Origin of the sequence: Teichococcus wenyumeiae (assembly GCF_003696345.1) — a bacterium.
GTDB classification, from domain to species: domain Bacteria; phylum Pseudomonadota; class Alphaproteobacteria; order Acetobacterales; family Acetobacteraceae; genus Pseudoroseomonas; species Pseudoroseomonas wenyumeiae.
Genome location: NZ_RFLX01000012.1, coordinates 157,945 through 176,774, shown reverse-complemented (window position 1 = coordinate 176,774; position 18,830 = coordinate 157,945). Strand labels below are relative to the sequence as shown.

Here is an 18,830-nt window from a genome sequence, read left to right as displayed (position 1 = left end):
GACACCGGTGGCGGCGGCAAGACGGGCGGTGGCGGGGACACCGGTGGCGGCGGAGAGACAGGAGGTGGCGGGGACACCGGTGGCGGCGGCGAGACGGGCGGCGGCGGGGACACCGGTGGCGGCGGCAAGACGGGCGGCGGCGGGGACACCGGTGGCGGCGGCAAGACGGGCGGTGGCGGGGACACCGGTGGCGGCGGCAAGACGGGCGGTGGCGGGGACACCGGTGGCGGCGGCAAGACGGGCGGCGGCGGGGACACCGGTGGCGGCGGCAAGACGGGCGGTGGCGGGGACACCGGTGGCGGCGGCAAGACGGGCGGTGGCGGGGATACCGGTGGCGGCGGAGAGACAGGAGGTGGCGGGGACACCGGTGGCGGCGGCAAGACGGGCGGTGGCGGAGACACCGGTGGCGGCGGCGAGACGGGAGGCGGCGGAGACACCGGTGGTGGCGGCGAGACAGGCGGTGGCGGGGACACCGGCGGCGGCGGCGAGACGGGAGGTGGCGGAGGCGGCGGCAGAATCGGCGGTGGCGCGGGGAGGTCATCCTCGTCCGTCACATTCAGCACCTTCACCATGACGGTGAAGGCGGCGCTCTGCCGCCCGTCCGAGACCTCGATCATCACCGGGATCTCGCTGCCGCCCTCCGTCAGCAGATCCACGCCCTCCAGCAGCTTCAGCGTGCGCCCGACCATCTCGAAACGCGCTGCGTCTGGCCAGGGTACGCTGTAGCTGAGCTGCGCCGCATCCGTGTCCGGGTCGCTGGCCAGTAGCATGCCGATTTCGGCGCCGATGTCGTTCTCCAGCACCACGCCGCCGGAGGAGAAGCCCAGCGTCTGCGGCGGCGTGTCGTCGATTCCGGCCAGCGTCACCGACCATTGCTGGCCACTGTCCTGCCAGCCGCCGGCGAAGCGCACCGCCAGGCCGAAGGTGAGAACCGGGTCCGCCCCGGCGGGAAAGGCCTCACGGTCCAGAATGGCGGGTGTGATGGTCACCCGCCCCCGCGCGGCATCCAGCGTGGCGGTGAACTGCGCCGCGCCGGCGCCGGTGAGCGCCACCTCCAGCGCCCCTGCGGCGCCCGAGAGGGTCAGGCTCGCCACCCAGTCGCCGGCCCGATTGTTTTCCAGGATGGTGCCGGGCACCGTGCCCGTGACAACCAGATTGGCCATTGCCCCAGCCTTTTGCCGTTGCGAGGGGGTCCTTCTGGGTGCCCGGGTGTGAACGAAGGGTAATCGCCGGTGCCTCAGCGAGTGGCGGCAGGGGTCAGCGGCGAAACCGAATCTTCACGCCTTCCTGCCAGGATGCCGGCCAGGTCCAATGCCGGAGAATGCCGTATCATGACCCTGCGAAGCCGCATCGCTGCCGCCCTGACCATTCTGCTGCTGGGCTTCGCCGGCTTCGGCGGCCTTGCGCTGGAGCGGCTGGCCAGCCTGCAACAGGCCGGCGAACAGCGGGGCGCCCAGGCAGCGGCAGGCCTGCGCCTGCTGGCCGGCCTGACCGACGCCACCCACCGCGCCCGCGCCGCCATCCTGCTGGCCACCGGCCCGGGAGACGAGGCCGCCCGCAGCCGTGCCGAGGCCGAGCTGGCGGTGCGGCAGGACGAACTGGGGCGGCTGCTGCGCCATGACGCGGCGCCGGATGCAGTGGAGGCCGGGCTGCTGGATGCCACCGCCGCCGCCTGGCGCGGCTTCGCCAGCCAGGTTCCCGCCATCCTGGAGCTGGCGCGAGGGAACCGCGCCGCCGAGGCGCGCGCGCGACTGGAAGCGGAGTTCGGCCGCGTCATCCAGGCTCGCGAGCAACTTCAGGCCGCGCTGGAGGAAGCTGCCCGGCTCCCGTACCAGGGTTACGGCCGCGCATGGTGGTGGCTGCTGGCCGCCACCGTGCTGGGCATGCTGGCCGCGCTGGGCGTGGCCTTGGCCCTGGCTTCCGGCCTCAGCCACCCCCTGCTGCGGCTGGCTGGTGCGATGGACCGGATGACGCGCGGCGAACTGGAAGCACCGATCCCCGGGCAGGAGCGGGCGGATGAAATCGGCACCCTGGCCCGTACGCTGGAGGTGCTGCGCGCCCGGCTGCGCGACAGCGGCGGTACGTCGGCGGCAGGGGAGGACGAGGCTTCCGGCCGCGTCCTGCGGCTGGAGGAGCTGGTGCGCGGCTTCGGCGAGGATGCCCGCGCCATGCTAAACGGCGTGCGGCAGGCGACCGAGCGTTTGAACGGCACCGCCGGGCAGATGAGCCAAGCGGCCGACCAGGGCGCGCGGCTGACCGAGGCGCTGTCCAGTGCCTCGGAAGGGGCTTCCGGCAATGCGCAGACGGCGGCGGCGGCCACGGAGGAACTGGCTTCCTCCATCGGCGAGATCACCCGGCAGGTCGGCCGCTCGGCCGAGGTGTCGCGCCGCGCGGTGGCGGAAGCCGAGCGCACCGACCGCACCGTGCGGGAACTGGCGGAAACCGCCGGCAAGATCGGCGATGTGGTGCGGTTGATCGCCGATATCGCCGGGCAGACCAATCTGCTGGCGCTGAATGCCACGATCGAGGCCGCGCGGGCCGGCGAGGCCGGCAAGGGCTTCGCCGTCGTGGCCAGCGAGGTGAAGTCGCTGGCCAGCCAGACCGCGCGGGCGACGGAGGAGATCGGCCAGCAGGTGGGCGCCATCCAGGGCGCCACCGGTCAGGCGGTGGAGGCCATCCGCGCCATCGGGCTGGTGGTGGCGGAGATCGACCAGACCGCCGCCGCCATCGCAGCCGCCGTGGAACAGCAGGGCGCCGCGACGCAGGAAATCGCCCGCAACATCGCCGGCACGGCCGAAGCCGCCGCCGCCGTGTCGCGGGAAACCGCAGTGGTGCGGGATGCTGCCACCACCAGCGGCCGTGCGGCCCTGGAACTGCGGGACGCCTCGCGGGAGCTGAACGACCAGGCCAATGGATTGCGGGCGCGGGTGGACCGCTTCCTCAGCCTGGTGCGCGCCGCCTGATCAGCGGCGCTCGTCCACCACCACGCCGTCACGCTTCAGCGCCTCGATCTCCTCGGGCGAGAAGCCGTGGCGGGCCAGCACGGAATCGCCATGCTGGTTGAAGCGCGGCGGCGCCGAGCGGGTGCCGCCGGGGGTGCGGGAGAGCTTGATGGGCGTGCCCAGCGCGCGGAACTCGCCCAGTTCCGTCACCATCTCCCGGTGCGCCGTATGCGGTTCGGCCAGGGCCTCGTCGATATGCAGCACCGGGCCGGCGGGCAGGCCGATGGCGAGCAATTCATCGCAGAGCGCGTGGCCGTCGCGGTGGCTCAGCTTCTCTTCCAGGATGGCGGTCAGCGCATCGCGGTTGGTGACGCGATCGCCATTGGTGCGGAAGCGCGGGTCGGCCGGCAGGTCCGGCAGTTCCAGGAAGGCGCAGAACTTGCGGAAGGCGGGGTCGTTGCCGCAGGCCACGAAGATCTGGCAGGTGGCGGTGCGGAAGGCCGAATAGGGCGAGATATTCGGATGCGGGTTGCCCGTCGCCTTGGGCCGCTTGTTGTTCAGCAGGTAATTGGCCGCCTGCGGGTGCAGCAGGGCCATGCCGCAATCGTGCAGCGTCATGTCCACGAACTGACCCTGGCCGGAGCGCGCGCGTTCCTGCAGCGCCATCAGGATGCCGATGGTGGAATAAAGCCCGGTGGCGAGGTCCACGATCGGCGTCGCCATGCGGGTGGGGCCGCTGTCCGGCGTGCCGTTGATGGACATCAGCCCGACCATGGCCTGGATGATGGCGTCATAGCCCGGCAGCCCGCCGCGCGGGCCGGTGGCGCCGAAGCCGGAGACGCGGCAATGCACCAGGGAAGGGAAGCGCTGGCTCAGCACGTCCTCATAGCCCAGGCCCCATTTCTCCATGGCGCCGGGCTTGAAGTTCTCCACCAGCACATCGGCGTCTTCCAGCAGGCGCAGCAGCACCTGCCGGCCCTCGGGTTTGGAAAGGTCGAGCGCGAGGGACTGCTTGTTGCGGTTGACGCCGATGAAGTAGCTGGCGGCGCCGCGGCTGCCATCGGGGTCGGGCAGGAAGGGAGGGCCCCATTCGCGCACCTCGTCGCCCTGCGGCGGCTCGATCTTGATGACCTCGGCGCCGTGGTCGGCCAGGATCATGGTGCAGTAAGGGCCGCCCAGCACGCGGGTCAGGTCCACCACCTTCAGCCCCGCCAAGGCCCCCGGCGAGCGGGCGAGGCCCTTGCCTTCGGTTGTCATGGACGGCAGCGGGGTATCGGGCATGTCAGATGGTCCTCCTTTGCCGCCAGCATAGAGCCATCTGCCGGACAGGCGAGAGGGGGTGGTGGAAGCCGGACGATTTCCCGCTATCCATGCGGGCATGAGCGCCGAATCGACCGTCATCCAAGGCCCCCGCATCCGCCTCCGCCCCTGGCGGGAGGAGGACCGGGAGGCCTTCGCCGCCATGAACGCCGACCCGGAGGTCATGCGGCATTTCCCGGAAGCGCTGAGCCGGGAGCGGTCCGATGCGCTGATGGACCGCATCAATGCCGGCATCGCCCAGGATGGCTTCGGCTTCTGGGCGGTGGAGCGGCACGATGCGCCGGGCATCATCGGCCTTTGCGGCCTGGCACAGGTGCCATGGGAGGCACGCTTCACGCCGGCGGTGGAAATCGCCTGGCGCTTCGCCACCGCGCACCAGCGCCAGGGCTATGCCGAGGAAGCGGCGCGCATCGCGCTGGCCCATGGCTTCGGCCCGCTGAAGCTGGAGGAGATCGTGGCCTTCACCCTGCCGGCCAACCTGCGCTCCTGGGGGCTGATGGAACGGCTGGGCATGCGGCCAGACGGCGACTTCGAGAACCCCCGCCTGCCGGAAGGCCACCCGATGCGGCGGCACCTGCTCTACCGCCTCAGCCGGCGCGACTGGATCGACGCGCGGCTGGGCGGGGAATAGCTCAGCCCAGCACGCGGGCCAGCAGTTCGGCGCTGCGGCCATTGGCGATGGTGGCGGCGCGGCCATCCCAGGAATGGCCGCCCATGCGGGCGAAGGCATGGTCCACGCCGGGATAGACATGCACGGCCACCTCCGGCTTGCCGGCCAGGCCTGCCAGGATCTTCTCCCGCGCCTCGGCCGGCACGAAGCGGTCGCGTTCGGCAATATGCAGCAGCAGGGGGGCGCTGATCCTGCCGGCATCGCCCAGCAGCCCCTCGATGCCGACGCCGTAGTAGGAGACGTTCACGTCGGCATCCGACTGCGTAGCCATCATGAAGGCCAGCCGGCCGCCAAGGCAGAAGCCCATGGTGCCGGCGCGGCCATTGCCGCCGGGCATGGTGCGGGCATGGGCCAGCGTCGCCTTCAGGTCCTCGATACCCTTGGCCTGGTCGAAGGCATTCATCAGGTCGAAGGCGCGCTTCCATTCCGCTTCGGTCGAATCGGTCAGCTGGATGCCGGGCTGGATGCGCCAGAAAAGGTCGGGTGAGATGGCGATGAAGCCCATATCCGCCACCCAGTCGGACAGCGCGCGCATGGCGTGGTTCACGCCGAAGATTTCCTGGATCATGACCACGACGCCGGCCTGGGCCTGCCGGGGCATGGAAACATAGGCGCTGAAGCTGCCGCTGCCGTCGCTGGCGGGGATGGTGATCTCAGGCATGGGTGGCCGTTTCTCCTGCGGGTTGGAGGCAGGATAGGCCAGCAGGCGGCGCCCGCCAGGGGGGCGGTTTGCAACCGCAGCATCCGGGTCTATGTCGAACGGACCAAGCCCGGAGGCCCGCGCCATGCCCGTGACCCGTCAGGAATTCCGCCAAGCGATGGCCCGCCTTGGGGCAGCCGTGAATGTCATCACCAGCGCCGGGCCGGGCGGCCTGGCCGGCATGACCGCCAGCGCGGTCTGCAGCGTGACGGATGACCCGGCGACGATCCTGGTCTGCATCAACCGCAACAGCGACAACAACGCCATCATCAAGAAGAATGGCGTGCTCTGCGTGAACGTGCTGTCCGCCGGGCAGCAGGAAGTCTCGGATGTCTTCGCCGGCGCCACCGGCTGCACCACCGAGGAACGCTTCAGGACCGGCATCTGGGAGGCGATGGAGACCGGCTCCCCCGTGCTGGTGGATGCCGCCGTGGTGCTGGATTGCGTGGTGGACGAGGTGCTGGAGAAGGGCACCCACAGCGTCTTCTTCGCGCATATCGTGGCGCTGCGGGTGTCGGAGCCCGGCTCAGCCCTGATGTACTGGGGCCGGGGCTATCACGCGCTGAACGCCACCGCCTGAGGGCGGTGGCGCGGCGGGGCGTCAGGCCGGTGCCGCGTCCTGCACCATCACCGGAAGCTGCTTCTCGGCGGGCGGCGGCGCGGCGGCGCCACGCTCCGGGTCGATGACCTTCCGCACCAGCGGGTAGATCTCATTGGCCCAGCGGCGGCCGTTGAAGACGCCGTAATGGCCGACATCACCCTGAAGGTGGTGGAACTTCATCTCCGCCGGCAGGCCGCTGCACAGCGTTGCCGCCGCCTCCGTCTGCCCCACGGAGCAGATATCGTCCCGCCCGGCCTCCACCGTCAGCAGGCGGGTGGCGGTGATGGCCTCGGGCCGCACCGGGCGGCCGCGCCAGGTCATCTTGCCCGTGGCCAGGTCATGGTCCTGGAAGACGCCCTTGACGGTTTCCAGGTAGAACTCGGCGGGCAGGTCCATCACCGCCAGGTACTCGTCGTAGAACTTCCGGTGCGCATCGGCGCGCATGGAATCGCCGCCCATGATGTTGCGATAGTAATCGACATGCGCCTTCACATGCCGGTCCAGGTTCATGGAAACGAAGGCGCTGAGCTGCGCGATGCCGGGATAGACGCGCCGCCCGCCGCCCTGGAAGCGCCAGGGCACGGTGTCGATCAGGTGGCGCTCGAACCAGCCGATGTCGTGCTCGGTGGCCAGCTTGTTGACCTCGGTGGGGCGGACGCGGGTGTCGATGGGCCCGGCCATCAGCGTCATGCTGGCGGGGGTGGCGGGGTCCTTGTCCTCGGCCATCAGGGCCACGGCGGCCAGCACCGGCACGGCCGGCTGGCAGACCGCCAGCACATGCCCGCCGGGGCCGAGGTGGCGCTGGTAGGCGATGACATGCTCGATGAACTCATCCATCCCGAAGCGGCCGGCGGAGGTCGGGATGTCCCGGGCATTGGCCCAGTCGGTGATATAGACGTCGTTCTCCGGCAGCAGCACCTGCACCGTGCCGCGCAGCAGGGTGGCGAAGTGGCCGGACATCGGCGCCACCACCAGGATCTTGGGCTGCGGGACCTCCACATCCTTCTTGAAGTGCAGCAGCTGGCCGAAGGGGGTGGAGGCCACGACCTCCTCCTCCACCGTCACTTCCTGGTTGCCCACCATCACGGTGGTGAAGCCGAAGGGCGGGCGCAGGTGGGTGATGCCGGTGCTGGCCAGCAGCTCCAGCGCCGCCGTCCATTGCCGCACGCCGAATGTCTCGGGGCCCCCGTTGTCGAAATGGCGCAGCATTCCGCCCATGCCGCGCGCGGCGGCCCGGAAGGGCGCCATGAGATCGGCCTGGGTCTGGTAGAGCTGGTAATACATACGCCGGAGCCTTTCTGAGCGATCAGGGCTACCTGTCGGGCCGCTTCCTGACGCCAGGGGCGAAGGTAAACGGTATCGAGCCCCTGTCGCGAGGGAATCATCGGCCAGAAGAGTGACCGCAGTGTAAATGGTGTCGACTGTGTCCTGGTTGCCGCGCCGCAGCTTTGCGCTCAGATCGCCTCTCCCGCGCACCAGCCGCTGGCCCAGGCCCATTGGAAGTTGTAGCCGCCCAGCCAGCCGGTGACGTCCACGGCCTCGCCCACCACGAAGAGGCCGGGCACCGCCTTGGCCTCCAGGCTGCGGGAGGAGAGGGCATTGGTATCCACCCCGCCCAGCATGACCTCGGCCTTGGCATAGCCCTCGGTGCCGGCGGGGGTGAGGGAGAGCGACCGCAGCCGCTCGCCCACCGCCCGCAGCGCCTTGTCGGTCTGGTTGGCCATCTCGGCCGGCGGCAGCCAGGCTTCCGCCAGGGCCTGGGCCAGCCGCTGCGGCAGGAACTCGGCCAGGATCGTGCGCGGCTCGGCGCGCGGGCGGGCCTTCTTGCGTTCCAGCAGCAGGGCGGTGGGGTCCTGGCCGGGCAGCAGGTCCAGCGCGATGGGCTGGCCGGGGCGCCAGTAGGAGGAGATCTGCAGGATGGCCGGGCCGGACAGGCCACGGTGGGTGAAGAGCACCGCTTCCGGGAACTTGGCGCGGCCAGCGCGCGCCACCGCCGGCAGCGCCACGCCGGAAAGCGGGCGCATCAGCGCCAGCATCTCGCCCTCGAAGGTCAGCGGCACCAGGCCGGGGCGGGTTTCCACCAGCGGCAGGCCGAAGCGACGGGCAAGGTCCAGCGACAGGCCGGTGGCACCCATCTTGGGGATGGACAGCCCGCCGGTGGCCAGCACCAGCGCGGGCGCGGTGGCGGTGCCGCGGGAGGTTTCCACCCGGAAGTGGTCGGGCTTGCTCACCTCGATGACGCGGGTGCCGGTGCGGATCTCCACCCCCGCCGCCGTGCATTCGGCCAGCAGCATGGCCACGATGTCCCGCGCCGAATGGTCGCAGAACAACTGCCCCAGCGTCTTCTCGTGGAAGGGGATGCGGTGCTTCTGCACCAGCTCGATGAAGTGGCGCGGCGTATAGCGCGCGAGTGCCGAGCGGGCGAAATGCGGGTTCGCGGAGAGGAAGCGGTCCGGCACCGTGCCCGTATTGGTGAAGTTGCACCGCCCGCCGCCGGAGATGAGGATCTTGGAGCCCACCTGCGGCGCATGGTCCAGCACCAGCACCTTCCGGCCCCGCTGACCGGCGCTGATGGCCGCCATCAACCCGGCCGCGCCGGCGCCGAGCACGATAGCGTCATAGTGATTCATGGCAGGTGTGGCTCCGGCGGGACGGGGGACATGGGCGCGGGGTCTTTCCACCGCCATTCGCCGCGACAGCGAAGAGGGCGGAGGAACAACGGCCTGGGGGGCGATGCCGCGAAAGGGTGTGAACAGGCGGGCTCTAGCGCCCCCTGTGGACAACATCAAGGACGACTCGCGTCAATTGCAAACTACGCAAAATCCACAGCTTTATTCCCATATCTAGTGTCGAAACCTGATAAGGTGACTAGATGTTGGGTGCGGGAAGCTTTAAGTGAGCCGCAACCGAATTGCGAATCAGCGCATCGATTCGCAACTTCAGTGCGTCTTGGCACTGACCATTTTCTGAGGGGCCCGCCATGCCTGACACCCACCTCGCTGCCCGACCCGTCACCACGACGCTGCAGATCCTGCGCCGTGATGGCCGGCCCGCGTCCTTCGACCCGGGCAAGATCAGCCGCGCCATGACCAAGGCCTTCCTGGCCGTGGAGGGCGCCTCCGCCGCCGCTTCCCACCGCATCCATGAGGTGGTGGAGGAACTGACGGAGCAGGTGGTCGCCGCCCTGACCCGGCATGGCACCCAGACGCTGCATATTGAGGACATCCAGGACCAGGTGGAGCTGGCGCTGATGCGCAACGGCCACCACAAGGTGGCCCGCGCCTATGTCCTGTACCGGGAGGACCGCAAGCGCGAGCGCGCCGCGGCGGCGCAGGTGCCGGCCGCGCCGGTGCTGCATGTGCGCGGCGCCGACGGCACGCTGCGCCCGCTGGACGAGGCGGCGCTGGCGGCGCTGGTGGCCGAATCCTGTGTCGGCCTGAGCGATGTGACGCCGGAGCCGGTGCTGGTCGAGGCCCGCCGCAACCTCTACGACGGCATCAGCGAGGAAGAACTGGCCCAGGCGCCGATCCTGGCCGCCCGCACGCTGATCGAGCAGGAGCCGAACTACGCCTATGTCTCCGCCCGGCTGCTGCTGGCGGTGGCGCGGCGCGAGGCGACGCAGTTCGTGCAGGGCAGGGCGGCGCAATCCCAGGCCGAGATGGCGGCGGCCTATCCCGAGTATTTCGTGGCCTATGTCGCCAAGGGCGTCGAGGTGCAGCTGCTGAACCCGGAGCTGGCGCGCTTCGACCTGAAGCGCCTGGGCGCCGCCCTGAAGCCGGAGCGGGACCTGCAGTTCCAGTATCTCGGCTTCCAGACGCTGTACGACCGCTACCTGCTGCACAATGACGGCACGCGCTTCGAGATGCCGCAGGCCTTCTTCATGCGCGTCGCCATGGGCCTGGCGCTGAACGAGATCGACCGCGAGGAGCGGGCGATCGAATTCTACAACCTGCTCTCCTCCTTCGACTTCATGTGCTCGACGCCGACGCTGTTCAACAGCGGCACGCGGCATTCGCAGCTGTCTTCCTGCTTCCTGACCAGCGTGCCGGACGACCTCGATGGCATCTTCGCCGCCATCAAGGACAATGCCATGCTGTCCAAGTTCTCCGGCGGCATCGGCAACAGCTGGACGCGGGTGCGTGGCCTCGGCGCGCATATCCGCGGCACCAACGGGCAGAGCCAGGGCGTGGTGCCCTTCCTGAAGGTGGCCAATGACACCGCCATCGCGGTGAACCAGGGCGGCAAGCGCAAGGGCGCCGTCTGCGCCTATCTGGAAACCTGGCACATCGACGTCGAGGAATTCCTCGACCTGCGCAAGAACACCGGCGACGACCGCCGCCGCACGCATGACATGAACACGGCCAACTGGGTGCCGGATCTCTTCATGCAGCGCGTGGAGCAGGATGGCGAGTGGACGCTCTTCTCCCCGGACGAGACGCCGGACCTGCACGACCTCTATGGCATCGCCTTCAAGGAGGCCTATGAGCGCTACGAGGCCAAGGCCCGTGCCGGCGAGCTGAAGGTGCATAAGACCGTGCGCGCCCTGGACCTGTGGCGCCGCATGCTGACCATGCTCTTCGAGACCGGCCATCCCTGGATGACCTTCAAGGACCCGTGCAACCTGCGCTCGCCACAGCGGCATGCCGGCGTGGTGCATTCCTCCAATCTCTGCACCGAGATCACGCTGAACACGTCCGACAGCGAAGTGGCGGTCTGCAACCTGGGTTCCATCAACCTGGGCCAGCACGTGACGGAGAAGGGCCTGGATCGCGAGCGGCTGGCCCGCACCATCCGCACCGCGATGCGGATGCTGGACAACGTCATCGACGTGAATTTCTACACCATTCCGCAGGCCCGCCGCTCCAACCTGCGGCACCGGCCGATCGGCATGGGCATCATGGGCTTCCAGGACGCGCTGCACGCGCTGCGTCTGCCCATCGCCTCCGACGACGCCGTGCGCTTCGCCGATGAAAGCATGGAAGTCATCTCCTACCACGCCATCGAGGCCTCGGTGGAACTGGCGGCCGAGCGCGGTGCCTATGCCTCCTTCGAGGGTTCGCTCTGGAGCCAGGGCATCCTGCCGGTGGACAGCATCCGCTTCGTCTCCGAGGCGCGCGGCGAGGCGCTGGACCAGTCCGCGACGCTGGACTGGGAAGGGCTGCGCGAGCGGGTGAAGACCATCGGCATGCGCAACAGCAACACCATGGCCATCGCGCCGACGGCGACGATCTCCAACATCGTCGGCGCCACGCAGTCCATCGAGCCGACCTTCCGCAACCTCTACGTGAAGGCCAACATGTCCGGCGATTTCACGGTGGTGAACCCGGCGCTGGTGCGGGACCTGAAGGCGCGCGGGCTGTGGGACCAGGTGATGGTCTCCGACCTCAAGTACTACGACGGCAGCCTGGGCCCGATCGACCGCATCCCGGAGGACCTGAAGGCGCTCTATGCCACGGCCTTCGAGGTGGACCCCTCCTGGCTGGTGGAAGCCGCGGCGCGCCGGCAGAAGTGGATCGACCAGGCGCAGTCGCTGAACCTCTACCTGGCCAACCCGAATGGCCGGAAGCTGGACCAGCTCTATCGCCTGGCCTGGAAGCGCGGCCTCAAGACCACCTACTACTTGCGCACCCAGGCGGCGACGCATGTGGAGAAGTCCACGCTCCGCAAGAGCGACGGCAAGCTGAATGCCGTGAAGCTGGAGCCCACGCCGGCGCCCGCCCCCGTCGCGCCGCAGGTCTGCTCCCTCGACGACCCCACCTGCGAAGCCTGCCAGTAAGGAAGCCTGACAACCATGGACACCAATATCCTGAGCTGGGGCGATGGCGAGGCCGAGAAGCCGGTGGCGGATGCCACCGGCCTGGGCGAGATCACCCAGGGCGCCGCGCGCGTCTCGGTCGATGACAAGGCGATGATCAATTGCCGCGCCGACGTGAACCAGCTGCTGCCGCTGAAGTACCGCTGGGCCTGGGAAAAGTACCTCGCCGGCTGCAACAACCACTGGATGCCGACCGAGGTCTCCATGCAGGCGGACATCGCCCAGTGGAAGTCGCGCGACGCGCTGACGGAGGAGGAGCGGCACGCCGTGAAGCGCAACCTGGGCTTCTTCGCCACCAGCGAATCCCTGGTCGCCAACAACATCGTGCTGGCCGTCTACCGCCACCTGACCAACCCGGAATGCCGCCAGTACCTGCTGCGCCAGGCCTTCGAGGAAGCGGTGCACACGCATACCTTCCAGTACATCGTGGAAAGCCTCGGCCTGGATGAGGGCGAGCTGTTCAACATGTACCGCGAGGTGCCCGCCATCACCGCCAAGGCGGCCTGGGCGCTGAAGTATACGCAGAACCTCTCGGACTCCGCCTTTGCCACCGGCACGCCGGAGAACGACCGCGCCTTCCTGCGCGACCTCATCGCCTTCTATGTCGTCTTCGAGGGCATGTGGTTCTACACCGGCTTCGCGCAGATCCTGTCGCTGGGACGGCGCGGCAAGATGGTGGGCATCGCCGAGCAGTATCAGTACATCCTGCGCGACGAGAGCATCCACCTGAACTTCGGCATCGATGTCATCAACCAGATCCGGGCGGAGAATCCCGGCCTCTGGACGGCGGAATTCGCCGGGGAGGTGCGCGAGATGCTGCGGGAGGCCTGCGAGCTGGAAGTGGCCTATGGCCGCGACACCATGCCGCGCGGATTTCTGGGCCTGAACGCGGCGCTGTGCGAGCAGTACATGCACTTCATCACCAACCGCCGCTGCGCGCAGCTCGGCCTCGCGCCGCTCTTCCCGGAGACGGAGAACCCGTTCCCCTGGATGTCCGAGGTGATGGACCTGAAGAAGGAGAAGAACTTCTTCGAGACGCGGGTGATCGAATACCAGAACGGCGGCGCGCTGAGCTGGGATTGACCTGACGCCGGCTGGAACTCTTGCCCGCATGACCCGTTCTTCCCGCCTGGAACGGCGGGAAGGGCCCCAACCGTGGACGAGGTGAATGAAGGCGGGGCCTGGGACGCCGTGATCGTCGGCGGCGGCCCGGCCGGCTTGAGCGCCGCGCTTCTGCTGGGGCGGGCGCGGCGGCGGGTGCTGCTGTGCGATTCCGGCACCTATCGCAATGCGCCGTCCCACGCCATGCACGGCTTCCTGTCCCGTGATGGCATCGACCCGGCCGAGTTCCGCGCCAGGGCGCATGAGGAACTGGCTACCTATCCCGGCATCCGGCTGCTGCCTGCCGAGGTGCTGGAGGCGGAGCGGAAGGAGCAGGGCTTCACCGTCTCCCTCCGCCAGCACTCGCGCCCGGTCCAGGCCCGGACCTTGCTGTTGGCCACAGGGCTTGTGGACGCGTTGCCGGATCTGCCCGGGCTGAGCGAGGTCTATGGTCGCGATGCCTGGCACTGCCCTTATTGCGATGGCTTCGAAAATGCCGATCGTGTTCTCGCTATTTATGGGCAGGGCATGCTGGGCGTGCGGCTGGCGCTGGAACTGCGCGGCTGGAGCCAGAACCTGACCCTCTGCACCAACGGCCTGCCCCTGGCGGCGCGGGAGCGGCGGCATCTGGCACCGCTCGGCATCGGCTTACGGGAAGAAGCCTTGGCGGGACTGGAGATCGCGGAAGGGCGCCTCCGCGGCATGCGCTTCGCGGGCGGCGAGGTCCTGCCGGTGGAAGGGCTGTTCCTGGCCATGCCCACGCACCAGCGCTCCGCGCTGGGGCAGCGCCTGGGGTGCCAGCTGACCAAGACGGGCAGCCTGCGCGCCGACAAGCACGGCGCGACCGAGGTGCCGGGCCTTTTCGTCGCCGGCGATGCTTCCCCTAGTTTGCAGATGGCCATCGTGGCGGCGGCGCAGGGCACCGTCGCGGCCTTCACGCTGAACAACGAGCTGCTGCGGCAGGATCTCTCGGCGCGGCGGCGCAGGCCAGCAAAGCCTGGATAAAGATCGATAAGGCCGAGTTGAAAGCACCCACGGCCTCGCTGGGCGGCGGAACGACACGGTGGAGATCATGGAGGCTATCGCTTCCGCCTGCCGCCGGAGGATACCGACGCTCTGGGCGCAGTATTTGAGCAGGCTGCGGCCGGTGCGCGAGGCCGCCGCGGCGCCCTGAGCCTCAGGCCAGCGGCGCCGGGGCGCAGAAGAGTTCCTCCAGCACCAGCGGGGCGGCGCGGGGCGCGCAGAGCAGCTCGCCCTGCACCTCCTCGCAGCCCAGTTCCAGCGCCGCCCGCCATTGCTGCGGGCTCTGCACCCCCACCATGTCCACCGCCATGCCCAGCCGCAGCGCCAGCCCGGTGAGGGCCCGCGCCACACTGGCGGAGGGCTCGGTGGCGACACTGCGCACCGGCGCACCGCCCAGGCGCAGGCGGTCGAAGGGGAAGGAGAGCAGGGTGGTGACGGCCATGGCGCTGTCGCCGAAGCTGTCCAGCGCGACCGAGACACCCAGCGCGCGCAGCTTGCACAATGTGCGGGCGGCGGCGCCCTGGGCCTCGTTCAGCATGGCCTCGGTGACGGAGATGCGCAGGCGATGCGGCGCCAGCCCACTGGCTTGCAGCGTGTCCTCCACCAGGGCCGGGAAATGCGGGTCGCGCAGCTGCACGGCGCTGGCGGGCACCTGCACCCGCAGCGCCGGGGGCCATTGCCGCGCGGCCTCGCAAGCCTGGCGCAGCAGCAGGGCGCCCAGCGGGATGATCAGCCCGGTCTTTTCCGCCAGTGGCAGGAAGACCTCCGGCGCCACCGGGCCAGCCTCCGCGCAGTGCCAGCTGGGCAGCACGGCGCAGCCCAGCATCCGGCGCTCCCGCGCCGCGTAGAAGGGCTGGAACAGGGCGCCGATCACTTCCTCCGCCACCGCGCGGCGCAGGGCGGTCTCCAGCCCCTCGGCGGCGCGGGCACTGACTTCCAGCGCGGCGCTGTAGAGGCAGACGCGGCCGCGCCCCTGGTGCTTGGCATGGTAGAGCGCGAGGTCGGCGCGGCGCAGCAGGGTGGCGCCATCCCGCGCATGCAGCGGCGCCAGGGCCAGCCCGGCGCTGACGCCGATCACCGCCTGCCGCCCCTCCAGCTCATAGGGCGCGGCGAGGCTGCCGACGATGGCGGTGGCGGTCTCCATGGCATCCGAGACATCCTGGTCCGCCAGCATCACCGCGAATTCGTCGCCGCCCAGCCGGCCACCGAGGCTGCCGGGCGGCAGAAGGTCACGCAGCCGCTGCGCCAGCTGCCGCAGCAGCGCGTCGCCGCTGGCATGGCCCAGGCGGTCGTTGACCTCCTTGAAGAAATCGAGGTCCAGCAGCACCACGGCGGTGCGCGGCTGCACCTCGCCGGAGGCCATCCGCGCATCGAGCCGGCTGAGGAATTCGGGGCGGTTGCCGAGGCCCGTCAGCGCATCGTGGCGGGCCATGTAGTCGATCCGCGCCGCCCGCTCCTCCCGCTCCGTCACGTCCCGGTCGATGCCGCGGTAGCCGAGCAGCGTGCCGTCCTCGGCCAGCAGCGGGATGCCGCTGGTTTCCAGGATCACCATGCGCCCATCGGCGCGGCGGTTGCGGTTCAGCAGGCCGGAGAAAGGCTGCTTGCCGGCGATGATGCCGCCGAAGATGGCGCCGACGCGCGCCGCTTCCTCCGGAGGCATGAAGTCGAAGGGCGTGTGGCCGAGCATCTGCTCCGGCGCATAGCCCAGCAGATGCCGCGAATGTTCGGAGACAAAGACGTAGCGGCCCTGGGCATCGACCTCCCACAGCCAGTCGCTGTTGGTGTTGATCAGCCGCTGCAGGCGGTCACGCTCACGCGCCAGCGCCTGCCGGTCCGGCAGTTCCTCGGGCGAGGGCGGGGCGGGAAGTGGTGTGGCGGAGGTGGACCGAAACCGAAGCCTGGAAAATGCGCGGCGCAGCCAGGGTCCGGAGTGTTGCACGGCGATGCCTTGGTCAATCAGAGAGATTGCCGAGGGCTCCCCGGCAGCAGGGAAACGCACGGGTCAGGCCAGCGGCGCCCGACATCGGAAAAAGAAGTAAGCCTGGTCCGTATCCCTTTGGAGATCCGGCTGATTTCGGGAGATGGCCGTTGCGGCCTTGTATCCATGCCATGCCAGGGAAACAAGACCCCTGGCCATGTGGGCGGGCTGGTGTGGCCTTCCGGCACCAGCGGATCGCCGTGCCGCAAGGGATGGCGGGGCAGGCCGGGAAAAACCCGCTCCGTGTCCCCCGGTAACCTGCCGGGTCCATCCGAAGCCGATCGCCAGAGGCCGGGAGCCACGCCCGGACGATCCCATGAGCAGGCCCGTTCTGGCAGCCGCTGGAAAGAAGCCGGCGCGTTGAACCGCAGGCGCTCAGGCCGCCACGGCGCTGTATCAGACCATCATGTCAGAAAGACAAGGAATGGTGCCCAGAAGTGGAATCGAACCACCGACACTGCGATTTTCAGTCGCATGCTCTACCAACTGAGCTATCTGGGCCCATAGCGAAGGTGGCGTTTCCGTCACCGTCTGTAGAGGAGGCGTCAATTAGACGAAGGCGGCCCCCCTGTCCAGCCGTCTTTGCCGATTATTTCGCTTGCGCTTAAGCTTTAGTTCTCCGCCTCGTCTTCCTCGGGCTCGACCGGCGCGCCGGGGATCACATAGCTGCCGCTCAGCCAGCGGCCGAGGTCCACCTGCCGGCAGCGGGCGGAGCAGAAAGGGCGGTGTTCGGGCGTGGCGGCCTTGCCGCAGATCGGGCAGGCGGTGGTCGGCTTACTCGGCATAGATATCTTCCTCTCCCGGCAGGCAGAGCGGGTCGGGCCGGAGTTGCAGGGGGCCGGCCTGCGCCACGAAATCCTGCAAGGCGCCAGGCCAGTCCTGCAGGGCGGCGCAAACGGCGGGATGGGCCTTCAGCACCAGCCGGGCACCCGGCCGCGCCTGCCGCAGCCCCCGCCGCAGCGCGGCCAGGCCGCGCGTCAGTGCAGAGGTCGGTTGGCCCAGCACCTCATGCAAGGGGGTGCGGACGCGGCGGCGCTGCAACTCGATCAGCCCCAGGCCGGTGATGCCCACCACCCGCAGGTCCGGGTCGGCGGCGGCGGCTTCCTGCATCGCCGGCAGCAGCGCCTTGCGGCGGGCCATGGGCAGCCCGGCCATGTCCACCAGGATGGCGCCGGCCAGATGCCGCAGGCGGATCTGCCGCGCCACCTCGAAGACCGCGCGCCGGTTCAGCGCCAGATGCGCCCCGGCATCGCGCCCGCCGGCCAGGCTGCCGGCATCCACGTCGATGGCCACCAGGGCCGGCGTCGGATGGATGCTGAGCCGGCCGCCGCCGGGCAGGGCCACATCGGGGCCGGCCAGTTCGTCAAAGGCGGCTTCCACCTCGTCATCGAAGACGGGGGTGGGGGAGAGGGTGACGCGTTCCTTGCCCAGGGCCGCGCGCAACCGGGCGGCGGTGGTGGCGCTGTCGGTCAGCAGCGGCGCGTCGGGATACTGGCCAGCCAGCCGCAGCGGCGCATCCGGCCCGCGGGACAGCAGGCGGGGCGGGCCGCTCACCGGCTCCGGCGCGGGGCGCGAGGCCAGACGCGGGCCCTTGCCGCCCTGGGCGGCGCGGGTGATGGCCACACGCAGCCAGTCGCCTTCCGTATGGCCCTTGGCGCCGTCTGAATCGGGGAGGAAGCCGGTCTCGCCTCCGGCCAGGGCCACGAAGGCGCCGCCCATGGCGGGCGCGCGGGCGGCAAGGCGGCCGATATGCAGGTCGCCCAGCCCCTCCGGCCGGGCGGGGCGTTCCACGAAGGCCGCCTCCAGCCGGTCATCCAGCAGCAGCGCCGTCCGCTGCTCGCCGGGGGAGGTGCTGACCAGGATCAGGGGCGCAGCCAGCCGATGCCCCGTAGGAGCTGTGCCGTCTCGAACAACGGCAGGCCGACGACATTGGAATGGCTGCCCGACAGGAAGCGGACAAACATCTCGGCCGATTCCTGGATGGTGTAGCCGCCTGCCTTGCCGCGCCATTCGCCGGAAGCGACATAGGCGTCGATTTGCTGCTGCGTCAGGCGCTGGAAGGTGACGATGCTTTCCACCACCCGCTTCAGCACCCGCCCGTCCGGCAGGGCCAGGGCCACGCCGGTGGTGACGCGGTGCCGGCGGCCGGAGAGCAGGTCGAGGCAGGACCGTGCCTGCTCCTCCGTCTCGGCCTTGGGCAGGATGCGGCGGCCGACGCCCACCACCGTATCGGCGGCCAGCACCAGGCAACCCGGCGCGGCGGGCGCCACGGCGGCGGCCTTGGCGCGCGAAAGCCGGCCGGCGAGCTGGCGTGGCAGCTCGTCCTTCAACGGCGATTCGTCGATCTCGGAAGGCAGGATGCGGTCGGGTTTGATGCCGATCCGCGCCAACAGGTCCACGCGGCGCGGGCTGCCACTGGCCAATACCAGCGGCGGGCGTTCAGCCGATGCCACGTTACTTGAAGCGGAAGGTGATGCGGCCCTTGGTCAGGTCGTAAGGCGTCATCTCGACATTGACGCGGTCACCGGCCAGCACGCGGATGCGGTTCTTGCGCATCTTGCCGCTGGTATGGGCCAGGACCATGTGCTCGTTGTCGAGCTTCACGCGGAACATCGCGTTGGGCAGCAGTTCAACGACCTGGCCGCTGAACTCGATCATATCTTCTTTCGACATCAGACCT

General features: G+C 69.6%; 16 protein-coding genes and 1 tRNA gene. 6 read left to right on the top strand and 11 right to left on the bottom strand.

Going from position 1 to position 18,830, the window contains the following annotated elements; translation table 11 throughout:
- A partial coding sequence (locus tag EBE87_RS29745; protein ID WP_233560121.1) for a hypothetical protein occupies window positions 1-1,163 on the bottom strand: 1,163 nt, incomplete at its 3' end.
- 168 nt (window positions 1,164-1,331) lie between these two features.
- Here EBE87_RS29745 and EBE87_RS16590 point away from each other — a divergent pair.
- Entirely contained in the window at window positions 1,332-2,963 is a 1,632-nt protein-coding gene (locus EBE87_RS16590) for a methyl-accepting chemotaxis protein (protein WP_120640104.1), read from the top strand.
- Here EBE87_RS16590 and EBE87_RS16585 read toward each other — a convergent pair whose 3' ends face one another.
- Window positions 2,964-4,223, bottom strand: a complete 1,260-nt coding sequence (locus EBE87_RS16585; RefSeq protein WP_233553372.1) for a CaiB/BaiF CoA transferase family protein — start codon at window positions 4,221-4,223, stop codon at window positions 2,964-2,966. It abuts the gene before it with no gap.
- A 97-nt stretch (window positions 4,224-4,320) separates the two neighbouring features.
- Here EBE87_RS16585 and EBE87_RS16580 point away from each other — a divergent pair, with 97 nt between their 5' ends.
- Window positions 4,321-4,893, top strand: a complete 573-nt coding sequence (locus EBE87_RS16580; RefSeq protein WP_120640103.1) for a GNAT family N-acetyltransferase — start codon at window positions 4,321-4,323, stop codon at window positions 4,891-4,893.
- Window position 4,894: 1 nt separating this feature from the next.
- On the opposite strand, the gene EBE87_RS16575 is transcribed toward EBE87_RS16580, so the two are convergent.
- Entirely contained in the window at window positions 4,895-5,593 is a 699-nt protein-coding gene (locus tag EBE87_RS16575) for a dienelactone hydrolase family protein (protein WP_120640102.1), read from the bottom strand.
- A 124-nt stretch (window positions 5,594-5,717) separates the two neighbouring features.
- Here EBE87_RS16575 and EBE87_RS16570 point away from each other — a divergent pair, with 124 nt between their 5' ends.
- Window positions 5,718-6,212, top strand: a complete 495-nt coding sequence (locus EBE87_RS16570) for a flavin reductase (RefSeq protein WP_120640101.1) — start codon at window positions 5,718-5,720, stop codon at window positions 6,210-6,212.
- A gap of 21 nt (window positions 6,213-6,233) precedes the next feature.
- On the opposite strand, the gene EBE87_RS16565 is transcribed toward EBE87_RS16570, so the two are convergent.
- Both EBE87_RS16565 and EBE87_RS16560 read right to left on the bottom strand, forming a co-directional pair.
- Complete coding sequence (locus EBE87_RS16565) at window positions 6,234-7,517, bottom strand: polyhydroxyalkanoate depolymerase (protein ID WP_120640100.1); 1,284 nt, start codon at window positions 7,515-7,517, stop codon at window positions 6,234-6,236.
- A 170-nt stretch (window positions 7,518-7,687) separates the two neighbouring features.
- Window positions 7,688-8,863: a BaiN/RdsA family NAD(P)/FAD-dependent oxidoreductase gene (locus tag EBE87_RS16560; RefSeq protein WP_120640099.1), complete on the bottom strand. Its 1,176-nt coding sequence runs from the start codon at window positions 8,861-8,863 to the stop codon at window positions 7,688-7,690.
- A gap of 350 nt (window positions 8,864-9,213) precedes the next feature.
- Here EBE87_RS16560 and EBE87_RS16555 point away from each other — a divergent pair, with 350 nt between their 5' ends.
- From EBE87_RS16555 to EBE87_RS16545, 3 genes are all read left to right on the top strand, one after another.
- Window positions 9,214-12,009 carry a ribonucleoside-diphosphate reductase subunit alpha gene (locus EBE87_RS16555; RefSeq protein WP_122140075.1) on the top strand — a complete coding sequence of 932 codons (2,796 nt, stop codon included), beginning with the start codon at window positions 9,214-9,216 and terminating at the stop codon, window positions 12,007-12,009.
- Window positions 12,010-12,024: 15 nt separating this feature from the next.
- A complete protein-coding gene (locus tag EBE87_RS16550; RefSeq protein WP_120640550.1) occupies window positions 12,025-13,131 on the top strand; it encodes a ribonucleotide-diphosphate reductase subunit beta in 1,107 nt (368 codons plus the stop codon).
- Between the two features lie 72 nt (window positions 13,132-13,203).
- Window positions 13,204-14,154 carry an NAD(P)/FAD-dependent oxidoreductase gene (locus EBE87_RS16545; RefSeq protein WP_120640549.1) on the top strand — a complete coding sequence of 317 codons (951 nt, stop codon included), beginning with the start codon at window positions 13,204-13,206 and terminating at the stop codon, window positions 14,152-14,154.
- A gap of 172 nt (window positions 14,155-14,326) precedes the next feature.
- Here EBE87_RS16545 and EBE87_RS16540 read toward each other — a convergent pair whose 3' ends face one another.
- The 6 genes from EBE87_RS16540 to infA all read right to left on the bottom strand — a co-directional run bounded on the left by EBE87_RS16540 (window position 14,327) and on the right by infA (window position 18,823).
- Window positions 14,327-16,111 (bottom strand): putative bifunctional diguanylate cyclase/phosphodiesterase, encoded by a 1,785-nt coding sequence (locus EBE87_RS16540; RefSeq protein WP_158601036.1) that lies wholly within the window; start codon window positions 16,109-16,111, stop codon window positions 14,327-14,329.
- A gap of 464 nt (window positions 16,112-16,575) precedes the next feature.
- Window positions 16,576-16,651, bottom strand: a tRNA-Phe gene (locus EBE87_RS16535).
- 110 nt (window positions 16,652-16,761) lie between these two features.
- Window positions 16,762-16,935 (bottom strand): DNA gyrase inhibitor YacG, encoded by a 174-nt coding sequence (gene yacG, locus EBE87_RS16530; protein ID WP_120640547.1) that lies wholly within the window; start codon window positions 16,933-16,935, stop codon window positions 16,762-16,764.
- Complete coding sequence (locus tag EBE87_RS16525) at window positions 16,925-17,941, bottom strand: ribonuclease E/G (protein WP_233560119.1); 1,017 nt, start codon at window positions 17,939-17,941, stop codon at window positions 16,925-16,927. Before EBE87_RS16525 ends, yacG begins: the two co-directional genes overlap by 11 nt.
- Window positions 17,942-18,012: 71 nt before the next feature.
- Window positions 18,013-18,603 (bottom strand): Maf family protein, encoded by a 591-nt coding sequence (locus EBE87_RS16520; protein WP_120638933.1) that lies wholly within the window; start codon window positions 18,601-18,603, stop codon window positions 18,013-18,015.
- Between the two features lies 1 nt (window position 18,604).
- Window positions 18,605-18,823: a translation initiation factor IF-1 gene (gene infA, locus EBE87_RS16515; protein ID WP_007003972.1), complete on the bottom strand. Its 219-nt coding sequence runs from the start codon at window positions 18,821-18,823 to the stop codon at window positions 18,605-18,607.
- Between the last annotated feature and the right edge of the window lie 7 nt (window positions 18,824-18,830).

Bases quoted from the DNA above. Each gene is read 5' to 3' on its own strand.
- infA (WP_007003972.1), bottom strand. From the start codon at position 18,823: ATGTCGAAAGAAGATATGATCGAGTTCAGCGGCCAGGTCGTTGAACTG.
- EBE87_RS16590 (WP_120640104.1), top strand. From the start codon at position 1,332: ATGACCCTGCGAAGCCGCATCGCTGCCGCCCTGACCATTCTGCTGCTG.
- EBE87_RS16550 (WP_120640550.1), top strand. From the start codon at position 12,025: ATGGACACCAATATCCTGAGCTGGGGCGATGGCGAGGCCGAGAAGCCG.
- EBE87_RS16565 (WP_120640100.1), bottom strand. From the start codon at position 7,517: ATGTATTACCAGCTCTACCAGACCCAGGCCGATCTCATGGCGCCCTTC.
- EBE87_RS16555 (WP_122140075.1), top strand. From the start codon at position 9,214: ATGCCTGACACCCACCTCGCTGCCCGACCCGTCACCACGACGCTGCAG.
- EBE87_RS16585 (WP_233553372.1), bottom strand. From the start codon at position 4,223: ATGCCCGATACCCCGCTGCCGTCCATGACAACCGAAGGCAAGGGCCTC.
- EBE87_RS16570 (WP_120640101.1), top strand. From the start codon at position 5,718: ATGCCCGTGACCCGTCAGGAATTCCGCCAAGCGATGGCCCGCCTTGGG.
- EBE87_RS16560 (WP_120640099.1), bottom strand. From the start codon at position 8,863: ATGAATCACTATGACGCTATCGTGCTCGGCGCCGGCGCGGCCGGGTTG.
- EBE87_RS16580 (WP_120640103.1), top strand. From the start codon at position 4,321: ATGAGCGCCGAATCGACCGTCATCCAAGGCCCCCGCATCCGCCTCCGC.
- EBE87_RS16575 (WP_120640102.1), bottom strand. From the start codon at position 5,593: ATGCCTGAGATCACCATCCCCGCCAGCGACGGCAGCGGCAGCTTCAGC.
- yacG (WP_120640547.1), bottom strand. From the start codon at position 16,935: ATGCCGAGTAAGCCGACCACCGCCTGCCCGATCTGCGGCAAGGCCGCC.